The sequence below is a fragment of the Pseudomonas mandelii genome (assembly GCF_006438925.1).
Lineage (GTDB): Bacteria > Pseudomonadota > Gammaproteobacteria > Pseudomonadales > Pseudomonadaceae > Aquipseudomonas > Aquipseudomonas mandelii_C.
Window position 1 is genome coordinate 310,316 of record NZ_RCZA01000003.1, and the last position, 18,874, is coordinate 329,189.

General features: G+C 57.9%; 15 protein-coding genes. All 15 read right to left on the reverse strand.

The window, feature by feature from the left end:
* Positions 1-64: 64 nt before the first annotated feature.
* The 15 genes from ispD to bamA all read right to left on the reverse strand — a co-directional run bounded on the left by ispD (position 65) and on the right by bamA (position 18,824).
* On the reverse strand, positions 65-772 hold the full coding sequence (ispD, locus tag EAH74_RS08545) for a 2-C-methyl-D-erythritol 4-phosphate cytidylyltransferase (protein ID WP_140677629.1): 708 nt from the start codon (positions 770-772) through the stop codon (positions 65-67).
* A complete protein-coding gene (ftsB, locus tag EAH74_RS08550) occupies positions 769-1,047 on the reverse strand; it encodes a cell division protein FtsB (protein WP_008028992.1) in 279 nt (92 codons plus the stop codon). The genes ispD and ftsB overlap by 4 nt, the downstream gene beginning before the upstream one ends.
* A gap of 330 nt (positions 1,048-1,377) precedes the next feature.
* A complete protein-coding gene (gene eno, locus EAH74_RS08555; protein ID WP_008154033.1) occupies positions 1,378-2,667 on the reverse strand; it encodes a phosphopyruvate hydratase in 1,290 nt (429 codons plus the stop codon).
* A 156-nt stretch (positions 2,668-2,823) separates the two neighbouring features.
* Positions 2,824-3,669: a 3-deoxy-8-phosphooctulonate synthase gene (gene kdsA, locus EAH74_RS08560; RefSeq protein WP_046054578.1), complete on the reverse strand. Its 846-nt coding sequence runs from the start codon at positions 3,667-3,669 to the stop codon at positions 2,824-2,826.
* Positions 3,670-3,674: 5 nt separating this feature from the next.
* On the reverse strand, positions 3,675-5,306 hold the full coding sequence (locus tag EAH74_RS08565) for a CTP synthase (RefSeq protein ID WP_140677631.1): 1,632 nt from the start codon (positions 5,304-5,306) through the stop codon (positions 3,675-3,677).
* A gap of 274 nt (positions 5,307-5,580) precedes the next feature.
* Entirely contained in the window at positions 5,581-6,909 is a 1,329-nt protein-coding gene (gene tilS, locus EAH74_RS08570; RefSeq protein ID WP_140677633.1) for a tRNA lysidine(34) synthetase TilS, read from the reverse strand.
* A gap of 135 nt (positions 6,910-7,044) precedes the next feature.
* Positions 7,045-7,992, reverse strand: a complete 948-nt coding sequence (locus tag EAH74_RS08580; RefSeq protein ID WP_140677637.1) for an acetyl-CoA carboxylase carboxyltransferase subunit alpha — start codon at positions 7,990-7,992, stop codon at positions 7,045-7,047.
* Between the two features lie 149 nt (positions 7,993-8,141).
* On the reverse strand, positions 8,142-11,663 hold the full coding sequence (gene dnaE, locus EAH74_RS08585; RefSeq protein WP_140677639.1) for a DNA polymerase III subunit alpha: 3,522 nt from the start codon (positions 11,661-11,663) through the stop codon (positions 8,142-8,144).
* Between the two features lie 83 nt (positions 11,664-11,746).
* Entirely contained in the window at positions 11,747-12,373 is a 627-nt protein-coding gene (gene rnhB, locus EAH74_RS08590; protein ID WP_161990825.1) for a ribonuclease HII, read from the reverse strand.
* Between the two features lie 11 nt (positions 12,374-12,384).
* Positions 12,385-13,515, reverse strand: coding sequence for a lipid-A-disaccharide synthase (lpxB, locus tag EAH74_RS08595; RefSeq protein WP_140677641.1), 1,131 nt, complete (start codon positions 13,513-13,515; stop codon positions 12,385-12,387).
* Positions 13,516-13,517: 2 nt separating this feature from the next.
* Positions 13,518-14,294 (reverse strand): acyl-ACP--UDP-N-acetylglucosamine O-acyltransferase, encoded by a 777-nt coding sequence (lpxA, locus tag EAH74_RS08600; RefSeq protein WP_140677643.1) that lies wholly within the window; start codon positions 14,292-14,294, stop codon positions 13,518-13,520.
* Positions 14,291-14,731 carry a 3-hydroxyacyl-ACP dehydratase FabZ gene (fabZ, locus tag EAH74_RS08605; protein ID WP_008154051.1) on the reverse strand — a complete coding sequence of 147 codons (441 nt, stop codon included), beginning with the start codon at positions 14,729-14,731 and terminating at the stop codon, positions 14,291-14,293. Before fabZ ends, lpxA begins: the two co-directional genes overlap by 4 nt.
* A 107-nt stretch (positions 14,732-14,838) precedes the next feature.
* Positions 14,839-15,894 (reverse strand): UDP-3-O-(3-hydroxymyristoyl)glucosamine N-acyltransferase, encoded by a 1,056-nt coding sequence (gene lpxD / locus EAH74_RS08610; RefSeq protein WP_140677645.1) that lies wholly within the window; start codon positions 15,892-15,894, stop codon positions 14,839-14,841.
* Between the two features lie 2 nt (positions 15,895-15,896).
* Entirely contained in the window at positions 15,897-16,400 is a 504-nt protein-coding gene (locus EAH74_RS08615) for an OmpH family outer membrane protein (protein ID WP_123365857.1), read from the reverse strand.
* 45 nt (positions 16,401-16,445) lie between these two features.
* Positions 16,446-18,824 (reverse strand): outer membrane protein assembly factor BamA, encoded by a 2,379-nt coding sequence (gene bamA / locus EAH74_RS08620; protein WP_123365856.1) that lies wholly within the window; start codon positions 18,822-18,824, stop codon positions 16,446-16,448.
* Positions 18,825-18,874 lie beyond the last annotated feature (50 nt).

An 18,874-nucleotide genomic window follows, 5' to 3' on the forward strand; every position in this document is an offset into this window, starting at 1 on the left:
AGCCTGCGGCAGCTCCTACAGGAAACCGCATTCCAATGTAGGAGCTGCCGCAGGCTGCGATCTTTTAGCGGCGGTTAGCCCAACGCTGCCGCAACCATTCCAGGTCTTCGGGACGCGTAACCTTGAGGTTGTCGGACCGACCTTCGATCAGGCGCGGCGCCAGGCCTGCCCACTCCATCGCCGAAGCTTCGTCAGTGATGACCGCGTCGGCCACCAGACTGTCGGCCAACGCCCGATGCAACGCGCCAAGGCGAAACATCTGCGGCGTATAGGCTTGCCAGATCACACTGCGATCCACGGTTTCCACCACGCGACCGTGCTTGTCGACCCGTTTGAGGGTATCGCGTGCCGGAACCGCCAGCAGTCCGCCAACCGGATCTTCTGCGAGTTCACCCAGCAACTTGTCCAGATCATCACGGCTCAGATTCGGCCGTGCGGCATCGTGAACCAACACCCAATCCTCATCGTCAGCGCCTTGCGCATGCAAATGCAGCAATGCATTGAGTACCGACCCGGAACGCTCGGAACCACCTTCAACCCGCTGAATTCGCGGATCGCAAGCACACGCCAGGTTCGGCCAGTAAGGATCATCAACAGCAAGGCTGACCACCAACCCTTTCAGGGAAGGATGATCAAGGAAACAGCCGAGGCTGTGTTCGAGAATAGTGCGCCCGCCCAGTTGCAAGTATTGCTTGGGACGGTCCGCGGCCATACGGGCACCGACGCCCGCGGCAGGAATTACAGCCCAGAAGGCCGGTAACGAGGGATTCATTGAGCCAACTGGTAAAGGGTTTCACCGTCCTTGACCATGCCCAACTCATGACGAGCCCGCTCTTCAACGGTCTCCATGCCCTTTTTCAATTCACTGACTTCAGCGTCCATCACCCGATTGCGCTCAAGCAGCCCCTCGTTCTCAGCGTGTTGATCTGCGATCTGCTGAGTCAGTTCGGCCACTTGCGCCAGACTGCCATTACCCACCCACAGGCGGTATTGCAGGCCAGCCAGCAGTAGGAGCAAGACGAGGAACAACCAATTGGGACTGCGCATCGAATATCAGGTATCCAGTGAAAAAAGACAGCCATGCCAAAACTTTGAAGCTTCTGATAGCACGAAGCCTGGAAGACCCAGGCTTGTGCTTATAAGGCATCAGATTAGTGGCAAATCCATCGCTGTAGCGATTTTTCCGACACAATCCGGTGTCTTTTTACCACGTTAGTGCCGAGCCTCACCAATACGCTCCTTTTTTGACGAGTGACTGTTGTCGTCAGACAAGGCGCCGCGACGAGTCATAGCTGGCTATGGCGAGGAGCGGCAACGCAGTATGACGGCAACAGACACCGTCAAAAAGGAGCAGTATTGGCGAGGCTCGGCACTTTATTAACCGCGGAATTCGCTGCGACCGTTGTACTTGGCTTTACCATTCAACTGCTCTTCGATACGCAGCAGTTGGTTGTACTTGGAAACACGATCCGAACGGCACAGGGAACCGGTCTTGATCTGGCCAGCCGCGGTGCCCACAGCCAGGTCGGCAATGGTCGAATCTTCGGTTTCGCCGGAGCGGTGCGAGATGACGGCAGTGTAACCAGCGGCCTTGGCCATCTGGATGGCTTCCAGGGTTTCGGTCAGGGTGCCGATCTGGTTGAACTTGATCAGGATCGAGTTGGCGATCTTTTTATCGATGCCTTCTTTCAGGATCTTGGTGTTGGTGACGAACAGGTCGTCGCCTACCAGCTGAGTTTTCTCGCCGATCTTGTCGGTGAGAATTTTCCAGCCAGCCCAGTCGGACTCGTCCAGACCGTCTTCGATCGAGATGATCGGGTAACGCTCGGTCAGGCCTTTCAGGTAGTCAGCGAAACCTTCAGCGGTGAACACCTGGCCTTCGCCGGACAGGTTGTATTTACCGTCTTCGTAGAATTCGCTGGCAGCGCAGTCCAGAGCCAGGGTCACGTCGGTGCCCAGCTTGTAACCGGCATTGGCCACGGCTTCGGAGATCACTTTCAAAGCGTCTTCGTTGGAGGCCAGGTTCGGTGCGAAACCACCTTCGTCACCCACTGCAGTGCTCAGGCCACGGGCCTTCAGAACAGCTTTGAGGTGATGGAAAATCTCGGTGCCCATGCGCAGACCTTCCGAGAAAGACTTGGCGCCAACTGGCTGAACCATGAACTCCTGGATGTCGACGTTGTTATCGGCGTGCTCGCCACCGTTGATGATGTTCATCATCGGAACCGGCATCGAGTAAACACCCGGGGTGCCGTTCAGGTTGGCGATGTGCGCGTACAGCGGCAGGTCCTGGTCCTGTGCGGCTGCCTTGGCGGCTGCCAGGGAAACGGCGAGGATCGCGTTGGCGCCCAGGGAACCTTTGTTTTCAGTACCGTCGAGCTTGATCATCGCGTGATCCAGCGCTTTCTGGTCGCTTGGGTCTGCACCTTTCAACAGGTCGCGGATCGGACCGTTGATGTTGGCGACGGCTTTGAGTACGCCCTTGCCCAGGTAACGGCTCTTGTCGCCATCACGCAGCTCGAGCGCTTCACGCGAGCCAGTGGAAGCACCGGACGGCGCGCAAGCACTGCCGATGATGCCGTTATCGAGAAGCACGTCCGCTTCCACGGTGGGGTTGCCACGGGAGTCGAGAACTTCACGACCTTTGATGTCGACGATTTTTGCCATTGTTGTAAACACTCCAAAGTTGACGAAAACGACGCAGCTGAAGGAAATCTTGTATCGCCGGCAAGTGATGTGCAGCGGGCAGACTTGCGGACGATAAGGCCCAGACCCGAGGGCCTGAGCATTAATTCGTGCGGTACTTTACCGGAGAAATGAGGATTACGCGGTTTCTACCGTCGGAAAACTCTTCACCAGTTCGTCCAAAGCTTTGAGCTGGGCCAGGAATGGCTCCAGTTTGTCCAGACGCAAGGCGCAAGGGCCGTCGCATTTGGCGTTGTCCGGGTCCGGGTGTGCTTCGAGGAACAGGCCGGCCAACGACTGGCTCATCCCGGCTTTTGCCAGGTCGGTGACCTGAGCGCGGCGACCGCCGGCGGAATCGGAGCGACCGCCGGGCATTTGCAGCGCGTGGGTCACGTCGAAAAACACCGGGTATTCGAACTGCTTCATGATGCCGAAGCCGAGCATATCGACGACCAGGTTGTTGTAACCGAAGCTCGAACCGCGTTCGCAGAGGATCAACTGATCGTTACCCGCTTCCACGCATTTGCTCAGGATGTGCTTCATTTCCTGAGGCGCGAGGAACTGGGCTTTTTTGATGTTGATCACGGCACCGGTCTTGGCCATCGCGACCACCAGGTCGGTCTGGCGCGACAAGAAGGCCGGCAGCTGGATGATATCGCAGACTTCAGCGACGACCGCGGCCTGATCAGGCTCGTGGACGTCAGTGATGATCGGTACGCCGAAAGCTTGCTTGATGTCCTGGAAAATCCGCATGCCCTCTTCCAGGCCGGGGCCACGGTAAGAGGTCACGGAGGAACGGTTGGCCTTGTCGAAGCTGGCCTTGAACACGTAAGGGATACCGAGTTTCTCGGTGACCTTTACGTACTCTTCGCAGACCTGCATCGCCATGTCGCGGCTTTCCAGCACGTTCATGCCACCGAAAAGCACCATTGGCTTGTCGTTGGCAATCTCGATATCGCCTACGCGGATGATCTTCTGCGCCATCAGATTTACGCCTTCTTCTGGTGTTGAATCAAAGCTGCTTTAACGAAACCGCTGAACAACGGGTGACCGTCGCGTGGTGTCGAGGTGAACTCAGGGTGGAACTGGCAAGCGACGAACCATGGATGATCCGGGGCTTCAATCACTTCTACCAAGGCGCCATCACCGGAACGACCGGTGATTTTCAGACCGGCCTCCATGATTTGCGGCAGCAGGTTGTTGTTCACTTCATAGCGGTGACGGTGACGCTCGACGATCACGTCCTTGGCATAGCAATCGTGCACCAGGGAACCCGGCTCCAGCAGGCAATCCTGAGCGCCAAGGCGCATGGTGCCGCCCAGATCGGACGCTTCGGTACGGGTTTCGACTGCGCCGGTGGCATCTTCCCACTCGGTGATCAGACCCACGACCGGATGACCGCTGGCACGATCGAACTCGGTGGAGTTGGCGTCTTTCCAGCCCAGCACGTTACGAGCGAACTCGATCACGGCCACTTGCATGCCCAGGCAAATGCCCAGGTACGGAACCTTGTTTTCGCGAGCGTATTGAACGGCAGTGATCTTGCCTTCCACGCCACGCAGACCGAAGCCGCCAGGTACCAGAATCGCGTCGACACCTTCCAGCAGCGCAGTGCCCTGGTTTTCGATGTCTTCGGAGTCGATGTAGCGCAGGTTGACCTTGGTGCGGTTGCTGATGCCGGCGTGACTCATCGCTTCGATCAGCGACTTGTAGGCGTCCAGCAGTTCCATGTACTTGCCGACCATGGCGATGGTGACTTCATGCTCAGGGTTGAGCTTGGCGTCGACCACGGCTTCCCACTCGGACAGATCGGCGCCGCCACATTGCAGGCCGAAACGCTCGACAACGAAATCATCCAGGCCCTGGGAGTGCAGGATGCCCGGGATCTTGTAGATGGTGTCGGCGTCTTCCAGCGCAATCACCGCACGTTCTTCAACGTTGGTGAACTGAGCGATCTTGCGACGCGAGGAGATGTCGATCGGGTGATCGGAACGGCAGACCAGCACGTCAGGCTGCAGGCCGATGGAACGCAGTTCCTTGACCGAGTGCTGAGTAGGCTTGGTTTTGGTTTCGCCGGCAGTGGCGATGTACGGCACCAGTGTCAGGTGCATCAGCATCGCGCGCTTGGCGCCGACTTCGAAACGCAATTGACGAATGGCTTCGAGGAACGGCTGGGACTCGATGTCACCCACGGTGCCACCGATCTCGACCATGGCCACGTCGGCATCGCCGGCGCCCTTGATGATCCGGCGCTTGATTTCGTCGGTGATGTGCGGGATCACCTGAATGGTGGCGCCCAGGTAATCACCACGGCGCTCTTTGCGCAGGACGTGTTCGTAGACACGGCCGGTGGTGAAGTTGTTGTTCTGGGTCATGGTCGTGCGGATGAACCGCTCGTAGTGGCCCAGGTCCAGGTCGGTCTCGGCGCCGTCGTGGGTGACGAACACTTCACCGTGCTGGAACGGGCTCATGGTGCCCGGGTCAACGTTGATGTACGGGTCCAGCTTCAGCATGGTGACCTTAAGTCCCCGCGCCTCCAGGATGGCCGCCAATGAAGCCGATGCGATGCCTTTCCCCAATGAAGAAACAACACCGCCCGTGACGAATATGTAGCGCGTCATGAAAAACCCTAGAAGTCTGCGTTAAAGCGGTCCGAGCCGCCGGGGAAAGCGAAGGAAGGCCGAAGCCCCCGATCACCTGCATTAATCACAGTGCACCTTTCAAAAAAACCGCCGCGTTGGGACAGACCGGAAGATGAAACACCGGTACGTTGCTCGCTACACATTTTTTGGAATCGCCCAGCAAAGACTGCTTGGTAATCGGCAACTCCTGCAATTCAGGCGAATCCACAGAAGTTGTATCAAGAAGGGAGCGTAGTCTACCGGAAAGCCCCTTTCAGCTCAAACCTTGATCTTCGTGCGGCGGCTGCCAATGCAAATTCCAACGGTCCTTTGCAATGCCGTCCAAGCCCCGCAGGTTGGCCACCGCCAGCAATTGCTCGTCTCGGTAGAGCAGCGGCAATCTGCCACGGACGAAACCCGGCACGCCGCTTTCATTGAGCAATCGCTTCAGATCGCGATGGCCGCGACCGGGCAAATTCATCACTTCACCTCCCTCACGATAGCGGATATGCAGCAGGCCATCGGGGATTTGGCCGCTGAGTGTGAGCACACCGTTGTCCGGCAACACCAGTGATCGCGAGGGATCAAGCCAGTTTCCAACGGCGGGCGACGTGCGCAACCAACTGCCGGACAACCACCAGATACGCCCACCCGCCCGATGCAGCTCGCCCTCCGCCAGCCGCCAGATCGGGCAGGCATCACCGGTGGCATCACGTAAATTCTCCCAACCCGACCAATGGTCACTGTCCGGCAGTCGCGTCAGCGGTTCGAGCCAATGACTTAAGGCATTACGCTGACGAGCATCGGACAGCGTTTCCAATGCTCCCAGTTCCAGGGACGGCAATCCCAGCCAATCAAAATCATTGGCAGTGCTGGCGCCGGCCAGGTCGATTTGCGCAAGCTCATTGAGCAATCCCTGCGCTTCGCTCAGGTGCGCAGCGCTGCGGGCCATGGTCGTTACCGCTTGTGGCCAGCGCTTGGTCAATACCGGGAATACCTGAAGGCGCAGGTAATTTCGCGAGAATTGCCGATCCTGGTTCGATGGGTCTTCGATCCAGCTCAGCCGATGCTCCGCTGCATAAGTTTCAAGTTCAGCCCGCGTGACATCGAGCAATGGCCGCAGCAGCTGCCCTTTACCAAGAGGGCGCTGGCGTGGCATCCCAGACAATCCCCTCACCCCGGCCCCACGCAACAGCCGAAATAACAACGTTTCCGCCTGATCGTCGCGATGCTGGGCGGTCATCAACACTTCATTGGCCTGCGTCGCCTCGATGAACGCGGCATATCGCGCATCCCGGGCAGCACGCTCAAGGCTGGCGCCGGGTTGAACCTGCACACGAACAACCTGCAGCGGCATACCCAGCGCATCACAGACCGACTGACAATGGTCCGGCCACGCATCAGCCGCAGCCTGAAGGCCGTGATGAACATGGATGGCGCTTAGCGCCGGCAGGGATTCTGTTTTTGCGAGGTGTACGAGAAGGTGCAGCAGTACGGTGGAGTCGAGACCACCGGAGAAGGCGACGTGCCAGGTTGTGGCGTTGCGCCATGGAGCTAGATTCAGTAGAAGCCTGGCAGGCAGATCAATCTTCGAAGAATTCATAGGTCGGTCGCCTCACCTAGACCCAACGTGGGAGCGAGCCTGCTCGCGAAGGCTGCTTAACATTCAACATATTTGTTGGCTATTATACCGCTTTCGCGAGCAGGCTCGCTCCCACATGGGTAAAGCGAGGTCAGATCAGAGACCGTAGCTCATCAGACGCTCGTAACGGCGAGCCAACAGCGCTTCGTTATCGAACTTCTTCAACATCGCCAGCTGCGAGCTCAGCTCGGCACGGATCGATGCGGCCGCAGCGGCCGGATTACGGTGCGCGCCGCCCAAAGGCTCGCCGATCACTTTATCCACAATGCCCAAGCCTTTCAGGCGCTCGGCAGTGATGCCCATGGCTTCTGCAGCGTCCGGCGCTTTCTCGGCGGTCTTCCACAGAATCGAGGCGCAACCTTCCGGCGAAATCACCGCGTAAGTCGAGTACTGCAACATATTCAGTTGATCGCAAACGCCGATCGCCAGAGCACCACCGGAACCACCCTCACCGATCACGGTGGCGATGATTGGGGTTTTCAGGCGCGCCATGACGCGCAGGTTCCAGGCAATCGCTTCGCTCTGGTTGCGCTCTTCAGCGTCGATACCTGGGTAAGCGCCCGGGGTGTCGATGAAGGTCAGGATCGGCATATTGAAACGTTCGGCCATTTCCATCAGGCGGCACGCCTTGCGGTAGCCTTCCGGACGCGGCATGCCGAAGTTGCGGCGAACTTTCTCGCGCACTTCACGGCCCTTCTGGTGACCGATGATCATTACCGGCTGGTCGTCCAGACGGGCAATGCCGCCCACGATCGCAGCATCGTCGGAGAAGTGACGGTCGCCGTGCAGTTCGTCGAACTCGGTGAAGATGTGTTCGATGTAGTCCAGGGTGTACGGACGTTTCGGGTGACGCGCCAGACGCGCGATCTGCCAGCTGGTCAGCTTGCCGAAGATGTCTTCGGTCAGCGTGCTGCTTTTGTCCTGCAGGCGGGAGATCTCATCGCCGATATTCAGCGAATTGTCATTACCGACCAAGCGCAACTCTTCGATCTTGGCTTGCAGGTCGGCGATCGGCTGTTCGAAATCTAGAAAATTCGGGTTCATAGGCGTCCGTCTTGGGTCGACATCCAAGAGAGCTTGGGCCGGCCGGTTGTCTATTCGCGCCTACCTTAAGGGAGAGGCGCGTTCAGGTCGAGATTAAAAATTGGGTCGAGATCAGAGCTGCTCCCTTTTGGAAGAGCGGCACCTGACCATCAACGGTATTGGAGGAAGACGTTGTCTCGCCCGAACTGGTCACGCAGGGCTTGAATCAAGGCATCCGCCGGGTCGATCCGCCAGGTCTCGCCGAACTGCAGCAAGGCCTTCGCATCGGGACTGGTGTATTCCATGGTGATCGGGCACGCGCCACGGTGACGCTTGAACAACTCACCGAGCCAGCGTAGCTGATCGCCTTTCAAATCCTGGGTCTGCAGCTTCAAGCGCAGGCTTTCGGCCAGGTTGGTACGCGCATCTTCCATGCTCATCACCCGCTTGACCCGCAGCCGCAAGCCACCGGAGAAATCGTCGTTGCTGACTTCACCTTCGACCACCACCATCGCGTCGGTCTGCAACAACGATTGCGCCGAATGGAATGCTTCGGCAAACAACGACGCTTCGATCCGCCCGGAGCGGTCGTCGAGGGTGATGAAACCCATCTTGTCGCCCTTTTTGTTCTTCATCACCCGCAAGGCGATGATCATGCCGGCGACGGTCTGGGTATCGCGCGCCGGTTTCAGGTCGATGATGCGCTGACGGGCGAAACGGCGGATCTCACCTTCGTATTCGTCGATCGGGTGACCGGTCAGGTACAGGCCCAGGGTGTCTTTCTCCCCTTTCAGGCGTTCCTTGAGGGTCAGCTCCTTGGCCTTGCGGTGATTGGCGTAGACATCAGCGTCTTCTTCGACGAACAGACCGCCAAACAGATCGACATGACCGCTGTCATGAGTACGCGCGGTTTGTTCGGCCGCCTTGATCGCCCCTTCCATGGCGTTCAGCAGGACCGCGCGATTGCGGTCGATGTTGGCCTGATAGGCTTTCTGCTCGTCATGGAAGTAAGGCCCCAGACGATCCAGCGCACCGCTGCGAATCAAACCGTCCAGGGTGCGCTTGTTGATACGTTTGAGGTCGACACGGGCGCAGAAATCGAACAGATCCTTGAACGGACCTTCCTGACGCGCCTCGGTGATGGCTTCCACCGGACCTTCGCCCACACCTTTGATCGCGCCGAGGCCGTAAATAATTCGGCCTTCGTCATTCACCGTGAACTTGAACTCCGAAGTATTCACATCCGGCGCGTCGAGACGCAGCTTCATGGTGCGAATTTCTTCGATCAAGGTCACGACCTTGTCGGTGTTGTGCATATCCGCCGACAGTACCGCGGCCATGAATGGCGCCGGGTAGTGCGTTTTTAGCCAGGCGGTCTGGTATGACACCAGGCCATAAGCAGCGGAGTGGGATTTGTTGAAGCCGTAACCGGCGAACTTTTCTACCAGGTCGAAAATGTTCCCGGCCAGGTCGGCTTCGATATTGTTGGTCTTGCAACCTTCAATGAAACCGCCGCGCTGCTTGGCCATTTCTTCGGGTTTTTTCTTACCCATGGCTCGACGCAGCATGTCCGCGCCGCCGAGGGTGTAACCGGCCATGACCTGGGCAATCTGCATCACCTGTTCCTGATACAGGATGATGCCGTAAGTCGGTGCCAGAACCGGCTTGAGGCCTTCGTACTGGTAGTCCGAGTGCGGGTACGCGAGTTCGGCGCGACCGTGCTTACGGTTGATAAAGTCGTCCACCATGCCCGATTGCAACGGGCCGGGACGGAACAGGGCCACCAGTGCGATCAAGTCTTCCAGGCAGTCGGGCTTGAGCTTTTTGATCAGCTCTTTCATGCCGCGCGACTCAAGCTGGAACACTGCGGTGGTTTCGGCTTTTTGCAGCAACTGGTAAGTCGGCTTGTCATCCAGCGGGATGAACGCGATATCCAGCGGCGGCTCATCAACCTTGGCGCGATCACGATTGATGGTTTTCAGCGCCCAGTCGATGACCGTCAGGGTCCGCAGACCGAGGAAGTCGAACTTCACCAGACCGGCGGCCTCAACGTCATCCTTGTCGAACTGGGTGACCAGACCATCACCGGCCTCATCGCAATAAATTGGCGAGAAGTCAGTCAGCTTGGTCGGGGCAATAACAACACCACCGGCGTGCTTACCGACGTTACGCACAACGCCTTCAAGCTTGCGGGCCATTTCCCAGATTTCCGCGGCCTCTTCATCAACCTTGATGAAGTCACGCAGGATTTCTTCCTGTTCGTAGGCCTTTTCCAGGGTCATGCCGACTTCGAACGGGATCATCTTCGACAGACGATCCGCCAGGCCGTAAGACTTGCCCTGTACCCGCGCCACGTCACGGACCACAGCCTTTGCCGCCATGGAACCGAAGGTGATGATCTGGCTAACCGCGTTGCGGCCGTATTTTTCGGCCACGTAATCGATCACGCGGTCACGACCGTCCATGCAGAAGTCGACGTCGAAGTCGGGCATGGATACCCGTTCCGGGTTAAGGAAACGTTCGAACAGCAGGTCATATTCCAGCGGGTCAAGGTCAGTGATCTTCTGCACGTAGGCCACCAGCGACCCGGCACCCGACCCACGGCCTGGGCCAACCGGCACGCCGTTGCTCTTGGCCCACTGAATAAAGTCCATAACGATCAGGAAGTAACCGGGGAAACCCATCTGGATGATGATATCCAGCTCGAAATTCAGCCGGTCGACGTAGACCTGACGCTTGGTTTCGTAGTCTTCGGTGGTGTCCTTGGGCAACAGAACGCTGAGGCGATCTTCCAGACCATCGAAGGAAACCTTGCGGAAATACTCGTCGATGGTCATGCCATCGGGGATCGGGAAGTTGGGCAGGAAGTGAGTGCCCAGCTTCACTTCGATGTTGCAGCGCTTGGCAATCTCGACGGTGTTTTCCAGCGCTTCGGGAATGTCGCTGAACAGCTCGGCCATTTCCTCGGCGCTTTTGAGGTATTGCTGATCGCTGTAATTTTTCGAACGCCGCGGATCATCGAGGGCGCGGCCCTCACCGATGCAAACGCGCGTTTCGTGAGCGGCGAAGTCTTCCTGCTTGATGAAGCGCACGTCGTTGGTCGCGACCAGCGGCGCACCGATTTTTTCAGCCAGGGCCACGGCACCGTGCAACTGTTCTTCGTCGTTGGGACGGTTGGTGCGCTGGATTTCCAGGTAGAAGCGATCCGGGAACACAGCCATCCATTCACGTGCCAGGTTTTCCGCTTCGGCCGGGTTGCCACTGAGCATCGCCAGACCGATCTCGCCTTCTTTTGCCGCCGACAGCATGATCAAGCCTTCGCTGGCTTCGGCCACCCACTCGCGCTCGATGATGACCGAGCCATTGCGCTGACCGTCGATGAAGCCGCGAGAGATCAGTTCGGTGAGATTGCGATAACCGACGGCGTTCATCGCCAGCAGGCTGATCCGGCTCAGAGCGTTATCCGGATCCTTGTTCGACAGCCACAGGTCGGCGCCACAAATCGGCTTGATCCCGGCGCCCATGGCGGCTTTATAGAATTTGACCAGGGAACACATGTTGTTCTGGTCGGTGACCGCTACGGCAGGCATGTTCATGCCGACCAGGGTCTTGACCAGCGGTTTGATCCGCACCAGACCGTCGACCAGGGAATACTCAGTGTGCAGGCGTAGATGAACGAATGAAGCCGGCATAGTGATCCTGTCTAGAAACTAGAAACGTGAAGACAACAAGGCCCGGATTGTACCGGGCCTTGGCAAAAACATCAGCCTTGCGACTAACTCTCGATCAGGTTTTCCCGCGCCTCGTAAGCCAGGCGTACCGGGGCGAACGAGCGGCGGTGAATCGGCGTTGGCCCCAAGCGGGCCAGCGCCTCCAGGTGAACGGGCGTCGGATAGCCCTTGTGGCCACCGATGCCATACCCCGGGTAAATCAATTCGAACGCTGCCATCTCGCGGTCGCGGCTGACCTTGGCCAGAATCGACGCTGCCGCAATGGCTGGTACCTTACCATCGCCCTGCACCACTGCTTCGGCGCGCATCGACAGCTTCGGGCAACGATTGCCATCGATCATCGCCAGTTTCGGCGTGATGTGCAGGCCTTCGACCGCGCGCTGCATGGCCAGCATGGTGGCGTGCAAGATGTTCAGCTCGTCGATTTCTTCGACTTCGGCGCGAGCGATGCACCAGCTCAGGGCTTTTTCGCAGATCTCGTCGTAGAGCTTTTCGCGGCGTGCTTCCGTGAGCTTCTTCGAATCATTCAGGCCCAGAATCGGACGGTTCGGATCGAGGATCACCGCGGCTGTCACCACTGCACCACAAAGCGGGCCGCGACCGACTTCATCAACGCCGGCGACCAGATCTTCAACTTCGGCGACCAGGGTGAAGTCCAGGCCCATCTGAATGCTTGCTTTGCTCATTGTGTTTTGCCGATCAGGTTCAGTACCGCGTCCGCCGCCTGATTGGAGGCGTCCAGACGTAAGGTACGGTGAATTTCATCGAAGCCGCGGGTCTGTTCTTCACCGCCTTCGATCAGTGGCGACAGCGTTTGGGCCAAGGCTTCAACCGTCGCATCGTCCTGCAACAACTCGGGCACCAACAGGCGCTGGGCCAGCAGGTTCGGCAAGGAAATGTAGGGACTTTTCACCATGCGCTTGAGAATCCAGAACGTCAGCGGTGCCAATCGATACGCGACCACCATCGGCCGTTTGTACAACAACGCTTCAAGCGTAGCGGTCCCGGAGGCAATCAGTACCGCGTCGCAGGCCGCCAGAGCCAGATGAGATTTGCCATCGAGCAATGTCAGCGGCAGATCTCGGCCTGCCAGCAGCTCTTCAAGTTGTTTGCGGCGCTCGGGGCCGGCGCAAGGCATGACGAACCGCACACCAGGGCGCAGGGCTCGCAGACGCTGGGCCGTATCGAGAAACAACGCGCCGAGCCGGCCAACTTCGCCACCGCGACTGCCGGGCATCAGAGCAACCAGCGGCCCGTCGGGCAAACCGAGTTCAGCCCGCGCGGCAGCGCGATCGGCTTCAAGCGGGATCGCATCGGCCAGTGAGTGCCCGACAAACCGCACCGGCACGCCCTTCTCTTCATAGAATTTCGCTTCGAACGGGAAAAGCGTCAGCATCAAATCGCAGCCTTCGCGAATCTTCAGCACCCGTTTCTGCCGCCACGCCCAAACCGACGGGCTCACGTAATGCACGGTCTTGATCCCGGCCTGACGCAGCTTGAGTTCGATATTGAGGTTGAAGTCCGGGGCATCGATACCGATGAACACGTCCGGCTTCTCGGCGATCAGGTCGGCAACCAGCTTCTTGCGGCGTGCCAGCAACTCGCGCAAGCGGCCCAGCACTTCCACCAAGCCCATGACCGAAAGACGCTCCATCGGGAAATACGAGGTCAGGCCTTCGGCCTGCATCAGCGGACCGCCGACACCGATGAACTCCACTGCCGGGTGCTGAGCCTTGAGTGCGCGCATGAGACCCGCGCCAAGAATGTCGCCGGAAGCCTCACCCGCTACCAGCGCAATACGCAGATTAGCCATGATTAACGAGTGATGCCGCGGGTCGAAGACTGGATGGAATCACGGAATACCGCGACTTCCGGGAACTGATCCGAAGGCTCGGCCAGTTCGGCGAGTGCCTGTTCGACCGTCAGCCCCTGGCGGTAAACCACCTTGTAGGCACGACGCAGCGCGTGGATCGCATCTTCGCTGAAACCGCGACGACGCATGCCTTCGAAGTTCATGCTGCGGGCTTCGGCCGGGTTGCCGAACACCGTGACGTACGCAGGAACGTCCTTGCCGATGGCGGTGCCCATACCGGAAAAGCTGTGGGCGCCGATATGGCAATACTGATGAACCAGGGTAAAACCGGACAGGATCGCCCAGTCTTCAACGTGCACATGGCCCGCCAACGCGGTGTTGTTGACCAGGATGCAGTGGTTGCCGATGACGCTGTCGTGGCCGATGTGGGCATAGGCCATGATCAGATTGTGATCGCCCAGGGTTGTTTCAGAACGGTCCTGAACGGTCCCACGGTGAATCGTCACGCCTTCACGGATGACGTTGTGGTCACCAATGACAAGACGGGTTTCTTCACCCTTGTATTTCAGATCGGGCGTGTCCTCGCCTACCGAAGAAAACTGGTAGATACGGTTGTGCTTTCCGATTCGGGTCGAGCCTTTAAGAATCACATGCGGCCCGATCACTGTCCCCTCGCCGATTTCCACACCTGCACCGATGATCGACCAAGGGCCGACCTCGACGCCGTCGGCCAGGATAGCCGTCGGATCGATGATTGCGCGAGGGTCAATCAAACTCATAGTTTGCGTTCCGCGCAGATGATTTCAGCAGAGCAGACTGGCTTGCCATCGACCGAAGCCTGGCATTCGAACTTCCAGATCTGGCGCTTGCAGCTGATGAAGCGGGCTTCGAGGATCAACTGATCGCCTGGGGTGACGGGCTGGCGAAAACGCAGCTTGTCGGAGCCGACGAAGTAGTAGAGCGTGCCGTCGGCAGGCTTCACGTCGAGCATTTTGAAGCCAAGGATGCCGGCAGCCTGTGCCATCGCTTCGATGATCAACACACCCGGCATGATTGGATGCGCAGGGAAGTGACCATTGAAGAACGGCTCGTTGATGCTGACATTCTTGTAGGCGCGAATGCGCTTGCCTTCCACATCCAGATCCACGACCCGGTCCACCAGCAGGAACGGGTAACGGTGAGGCAGGTATTCGCGAATCTCGTTGATGTCCATCATTTCGGGGGGAAGCCTATGTAAAGATTGGGAGGCGCGACTGACGCGCACCCCTCTAGCAAATCAAGGAGGCAGTCTAGCGGCTGTGCACACTTGATATGGAAATGGTATCAGCCATCTGATGAAGCATTACCGTCAGGGGTCACTTCCCCTACACGCTTTTCCAGCTGTCGCAGACGCCGCGCGATGTCATCGAGCTGACGGATACGGGCCGCGCTTTTGCGCCATTCGGCTGCCGGTTGCATGGCTGTACCGGAAGAATAAGAACCCTTTTCGGTAATCGAGTGGGTCACCATGGTCATCCCGGTGATAAAAACGTTGTCGCAAATTTCGATATGCCCCACCAGCCCTACGCCACCGGCGAGCATGCAATGCTTGCCGATTTTGGTGCTGCCGGAGATCCCCACGCACGCGGCCATGGCAGTGTGATCACCGATCTGGACGTTGTGGGCGATCTGAATCTGGTTGTCGAGTTTCACCCCGTTACCCAGAACGGTATCGGCCAGTGCACCGCGATCGATAGCGGTATTCACGCCAATCTCCACGTCGTCACCGACCAGCACACCACCGATCTGAGCGATCTTCTGCCAGACACCTTTCTCATTGGCAAAACCGAAACCTTCGCCGCCGAGTACGGCACCGGACTGAATCACCACCCGCTTACCGATGCGAACATCGTGGTACAGCGTGACTCGCGGGGCCAGCCAGCCGCCCTCGCCAATCTCGCAGCGAGCACCAATGAAGCAGTGCGCGCCAACGGTCACACCCGCAGCAATACGTGCGCAGCTTTCGATCACCGCAAAAGCACCAATACTCGCTGCTGGATCGACTACTGCATCCGCTGCCACAACGGCTGTCGGATGAACACCGACAGCGGCCTTTGGCTTGGGATCGAACAGATGAGAAATCCGCGCGTAGGCCAGATACGGATCAGGCACGACCAGCGCATTACCTGCAAAACCTTCAGCATCAGCGGCCTTCAGCAACAGGGCTGCGGCCCGGCTGTCAGCCAGGTATTTACGGTATTGGGGGTTTGCGAGAAAGCTCAACTGAACTGGGCCAGCCTCTTGCAAAGTGGCTAGCCCAGTAATTTCTTTCTCCGGGTCGCCACGCAGTGTGGCGCCGAGGAACTCGGCCAATTGGCCGAGCTTTATAGTCGCTGTCATGATTACTTCAGCTGATTCATGCGCTCGATAACCTGGCGAGTGATGTCGTACTGAGGTTTGACATCAATCACTGCGCCACGCTCGAAGACCAGGTCAAAAGCACCTTTCTTGATGACTTCTTCCACAGCGCTGTCCAGTTTCGGCTTGAGCTGTTTCAGCATTTCACGGTCGGCAACAGCTTTGGCTTCGTTCAGTTCCTTGGACTGGAACTGGAAGTCACGAGCCTTTTGCTTGAACTCGAGTTCCAGGCGTTCACGCTCACCTTGCTGCATCTTGTCGCCGCCGGCCATCAGACGGTCCTGGATACCTTTGGCACTGCTTTCCAGAGTCTTGAGTTTGCTCAGCTGTGGGCCGAACTTCTTCTCGGCATCAACGGCGTACTTCTTGGCCGCATCGGATTCCAGCAGAGCCATCTGATAGTTCAGAACGGCGATTTTCATGTCGGCAAAAGCCGGACCTGCTACCAGTAAGGTCGCCAGGAGAACCAATTGAGTCAACTTACGCACGATGCACTCCTACAAAATCCATTGTCGTTATCTTGGGTCAGACGCTTAGAACGTCTGGCCGAGGGAGAATTGGAACACTTGAGTCTCGGCATTGCTGTCCGGTTTTTTGACTGGCATCGCCAAGGCGAAGCTCAACGGACCAAGGGCGGTAACCCATGTCACACCGACACCTACCGAACTGGCCATATTGCTCAGGCTGACATCGTTACACTGAGTGTTGGACTTCGAACCATCGGCGTTAGTGCTCTGCTTGCAAGTCGAATCGAACACATTACCCACGTCCCAGAATACTGAAGTGCGCAAGGAACGCTGATCTTTCACGAACGGCAGAGGGAACAGAACTTCTACACCACCCTGAATCAGGACGTTACCACCAAACGGTAGTGGATCCTGATCCGGGTCGGCTGTGGTCCCAGGGTTCACGCCACGGCTCGGAGTACTACGAGGCCCCAGAGTGCTGTCCTTGAAGCCACGTACCGAGTTGAAACCACCAGCATAGTAGTTTTCATAGAACGGCAAGCCATCGGTCGAACCATAACCATCGCCATAACCCAGCTCGGTGTGGAGGCGCATGGTGTAATTTTCAGACAGCGGCTGGAACAATTGACCGCGGTAATCGAGCTTGAAGAACGACAAGTCGCTGCCCGGCGTCGTGGCTTCCGCGGTCAAGCTCTGGGAGTGACCACGGGTCGCCAGTACACCTTTGTTCAAGGTGGACTCTGACCAACCAGCCGATGCCTTGAAGTTGAGGTACTGATCGCCTTCCTTGTTAACGAAGGCGAAAATCTCGTCAACGGTGTACTGACCAGTCTTGATCTTGTCCTCCTGTGCAGACAGACCGAAGGTCAGACGCGAAGTCTCGCTGATCGGGTAACCAACGCTGACGCCTGCACCCAGGCTGTCTACGGCGTAGCTGGCTACGTTGACATCGAGGTCTTTATAGTCGGTGGTGCGATAAAACGCGTTGTAACCCAGGCTCACGCCATCAGCAGTCCAGTACGGGTCGACGTAACCGAAGTTATAGCGGCTCTGGTATTGACTGCGGGTCAAGCCGATGCTGACTTTGTTACCCGTACCCAGGAAGTTGTTCTGGGTGATCGAACCACCGAGGATCAGGCCGGCACTCTGGGCGAAACCGACGCTAGCGGTAATCGAACCGGAGGCTTGTTCTTCAACGCTGTAGTTCACGTCCACCTGGTCGTCGACACCCGGCACGGCCGGCGTTTCGACGTTGACTTCCTTGAAGAAGCCCAGACGCTCAAGACGAGTCTTGGATTGGTCGATCAGGTAAGTCGAAGCCCAGCCGCCTTCCATTTGACGCATTTCACGGCGCAGCACTTCGTCTTCGGACTTGGTGTTGCCACGGAAGTTGATGCGGTTCACGTAGGCACGCTTGCCCGGATCGACGGCGAATGTGATGTCAACCGTGTGGTCTTCATCATGAGGCTGAGGCACGCCATTGACGTTGGCGAAGGTGTAACCCTCGTTACCCAGACGGCGGGTGATCAGTTCGGACGTGGTGGTCATCAACTTGCGCGAGAACACCTGGCCTTTCTGGACCAGCAGCAGGGACTTGACCTGGTCTTCAGGGACTTTCAGGTCGCCGCTCAGCTTGACGTCACGGACGGTGTACTTCTCACCTTCATTGACGTTGACGGTGATATAGACGTGCTTCTTGTCCGGGGTGATGGACACCTGGGTCGAAGCGATATCCATGTTGATATAGCCACGGTCCAGGTAGTAGGAGCGCAGACGCTCCAGGTCACCGGAAAGTTTTTCACGAGCGTACTTGTCATCGTTCTTGAAGAACGACAGCCAGTTGGTGGTCTTGAGTTCAAACAGGTCGATCAGGTCTTCATCAGGGAAGACGGTGTTACCCACCACGTTGATGTGCTGGATAGCAGCAACGGTGCCTTCGTTGATATTGACCTTCAACGCAACGCGGTTACGCGGCTGCGGCACCACTTCAGTGTCGACGGTAGCCGAGTAGCGACCCTGAGCGACGTATTGACGCTGCAGCTCGTTACGCACACCTTCGAGGGTAGCGCGCTGGAAGATCTCGCCTTCGGCCAGACCGGATTGTTTGAGGCCTTTCATCAGGTCTTCAGTGGAGATCGCCTTGTTACCCTCGATCTCGATACTGGCGACCGACGGGCGCTCGACTACCGTGATGACCAGGACGTTGCCATCGCGGCCCAGCTGGATATCTTGAAAGAAACCGGTTTTGAACAACGCACGAGTGGATTCCACCAGGCGACGATCATCCGCCTGTTCACCGACGTTCAACGGCAAAGCACCAAAGACGCTACCCGCGGAGACCCGCTGGAGGCCATTGACGCGAATATCAGAGATAGTGAAGGACTCGGCGTGAACTTCGGCGATCATCAATACGGTGAGAACCGCAGTTAGCAGCAGACGTTTCATGAAGTCCTTTCTTATTCCAACTGGCAATAAACAAACTGCCGCAAAATGCG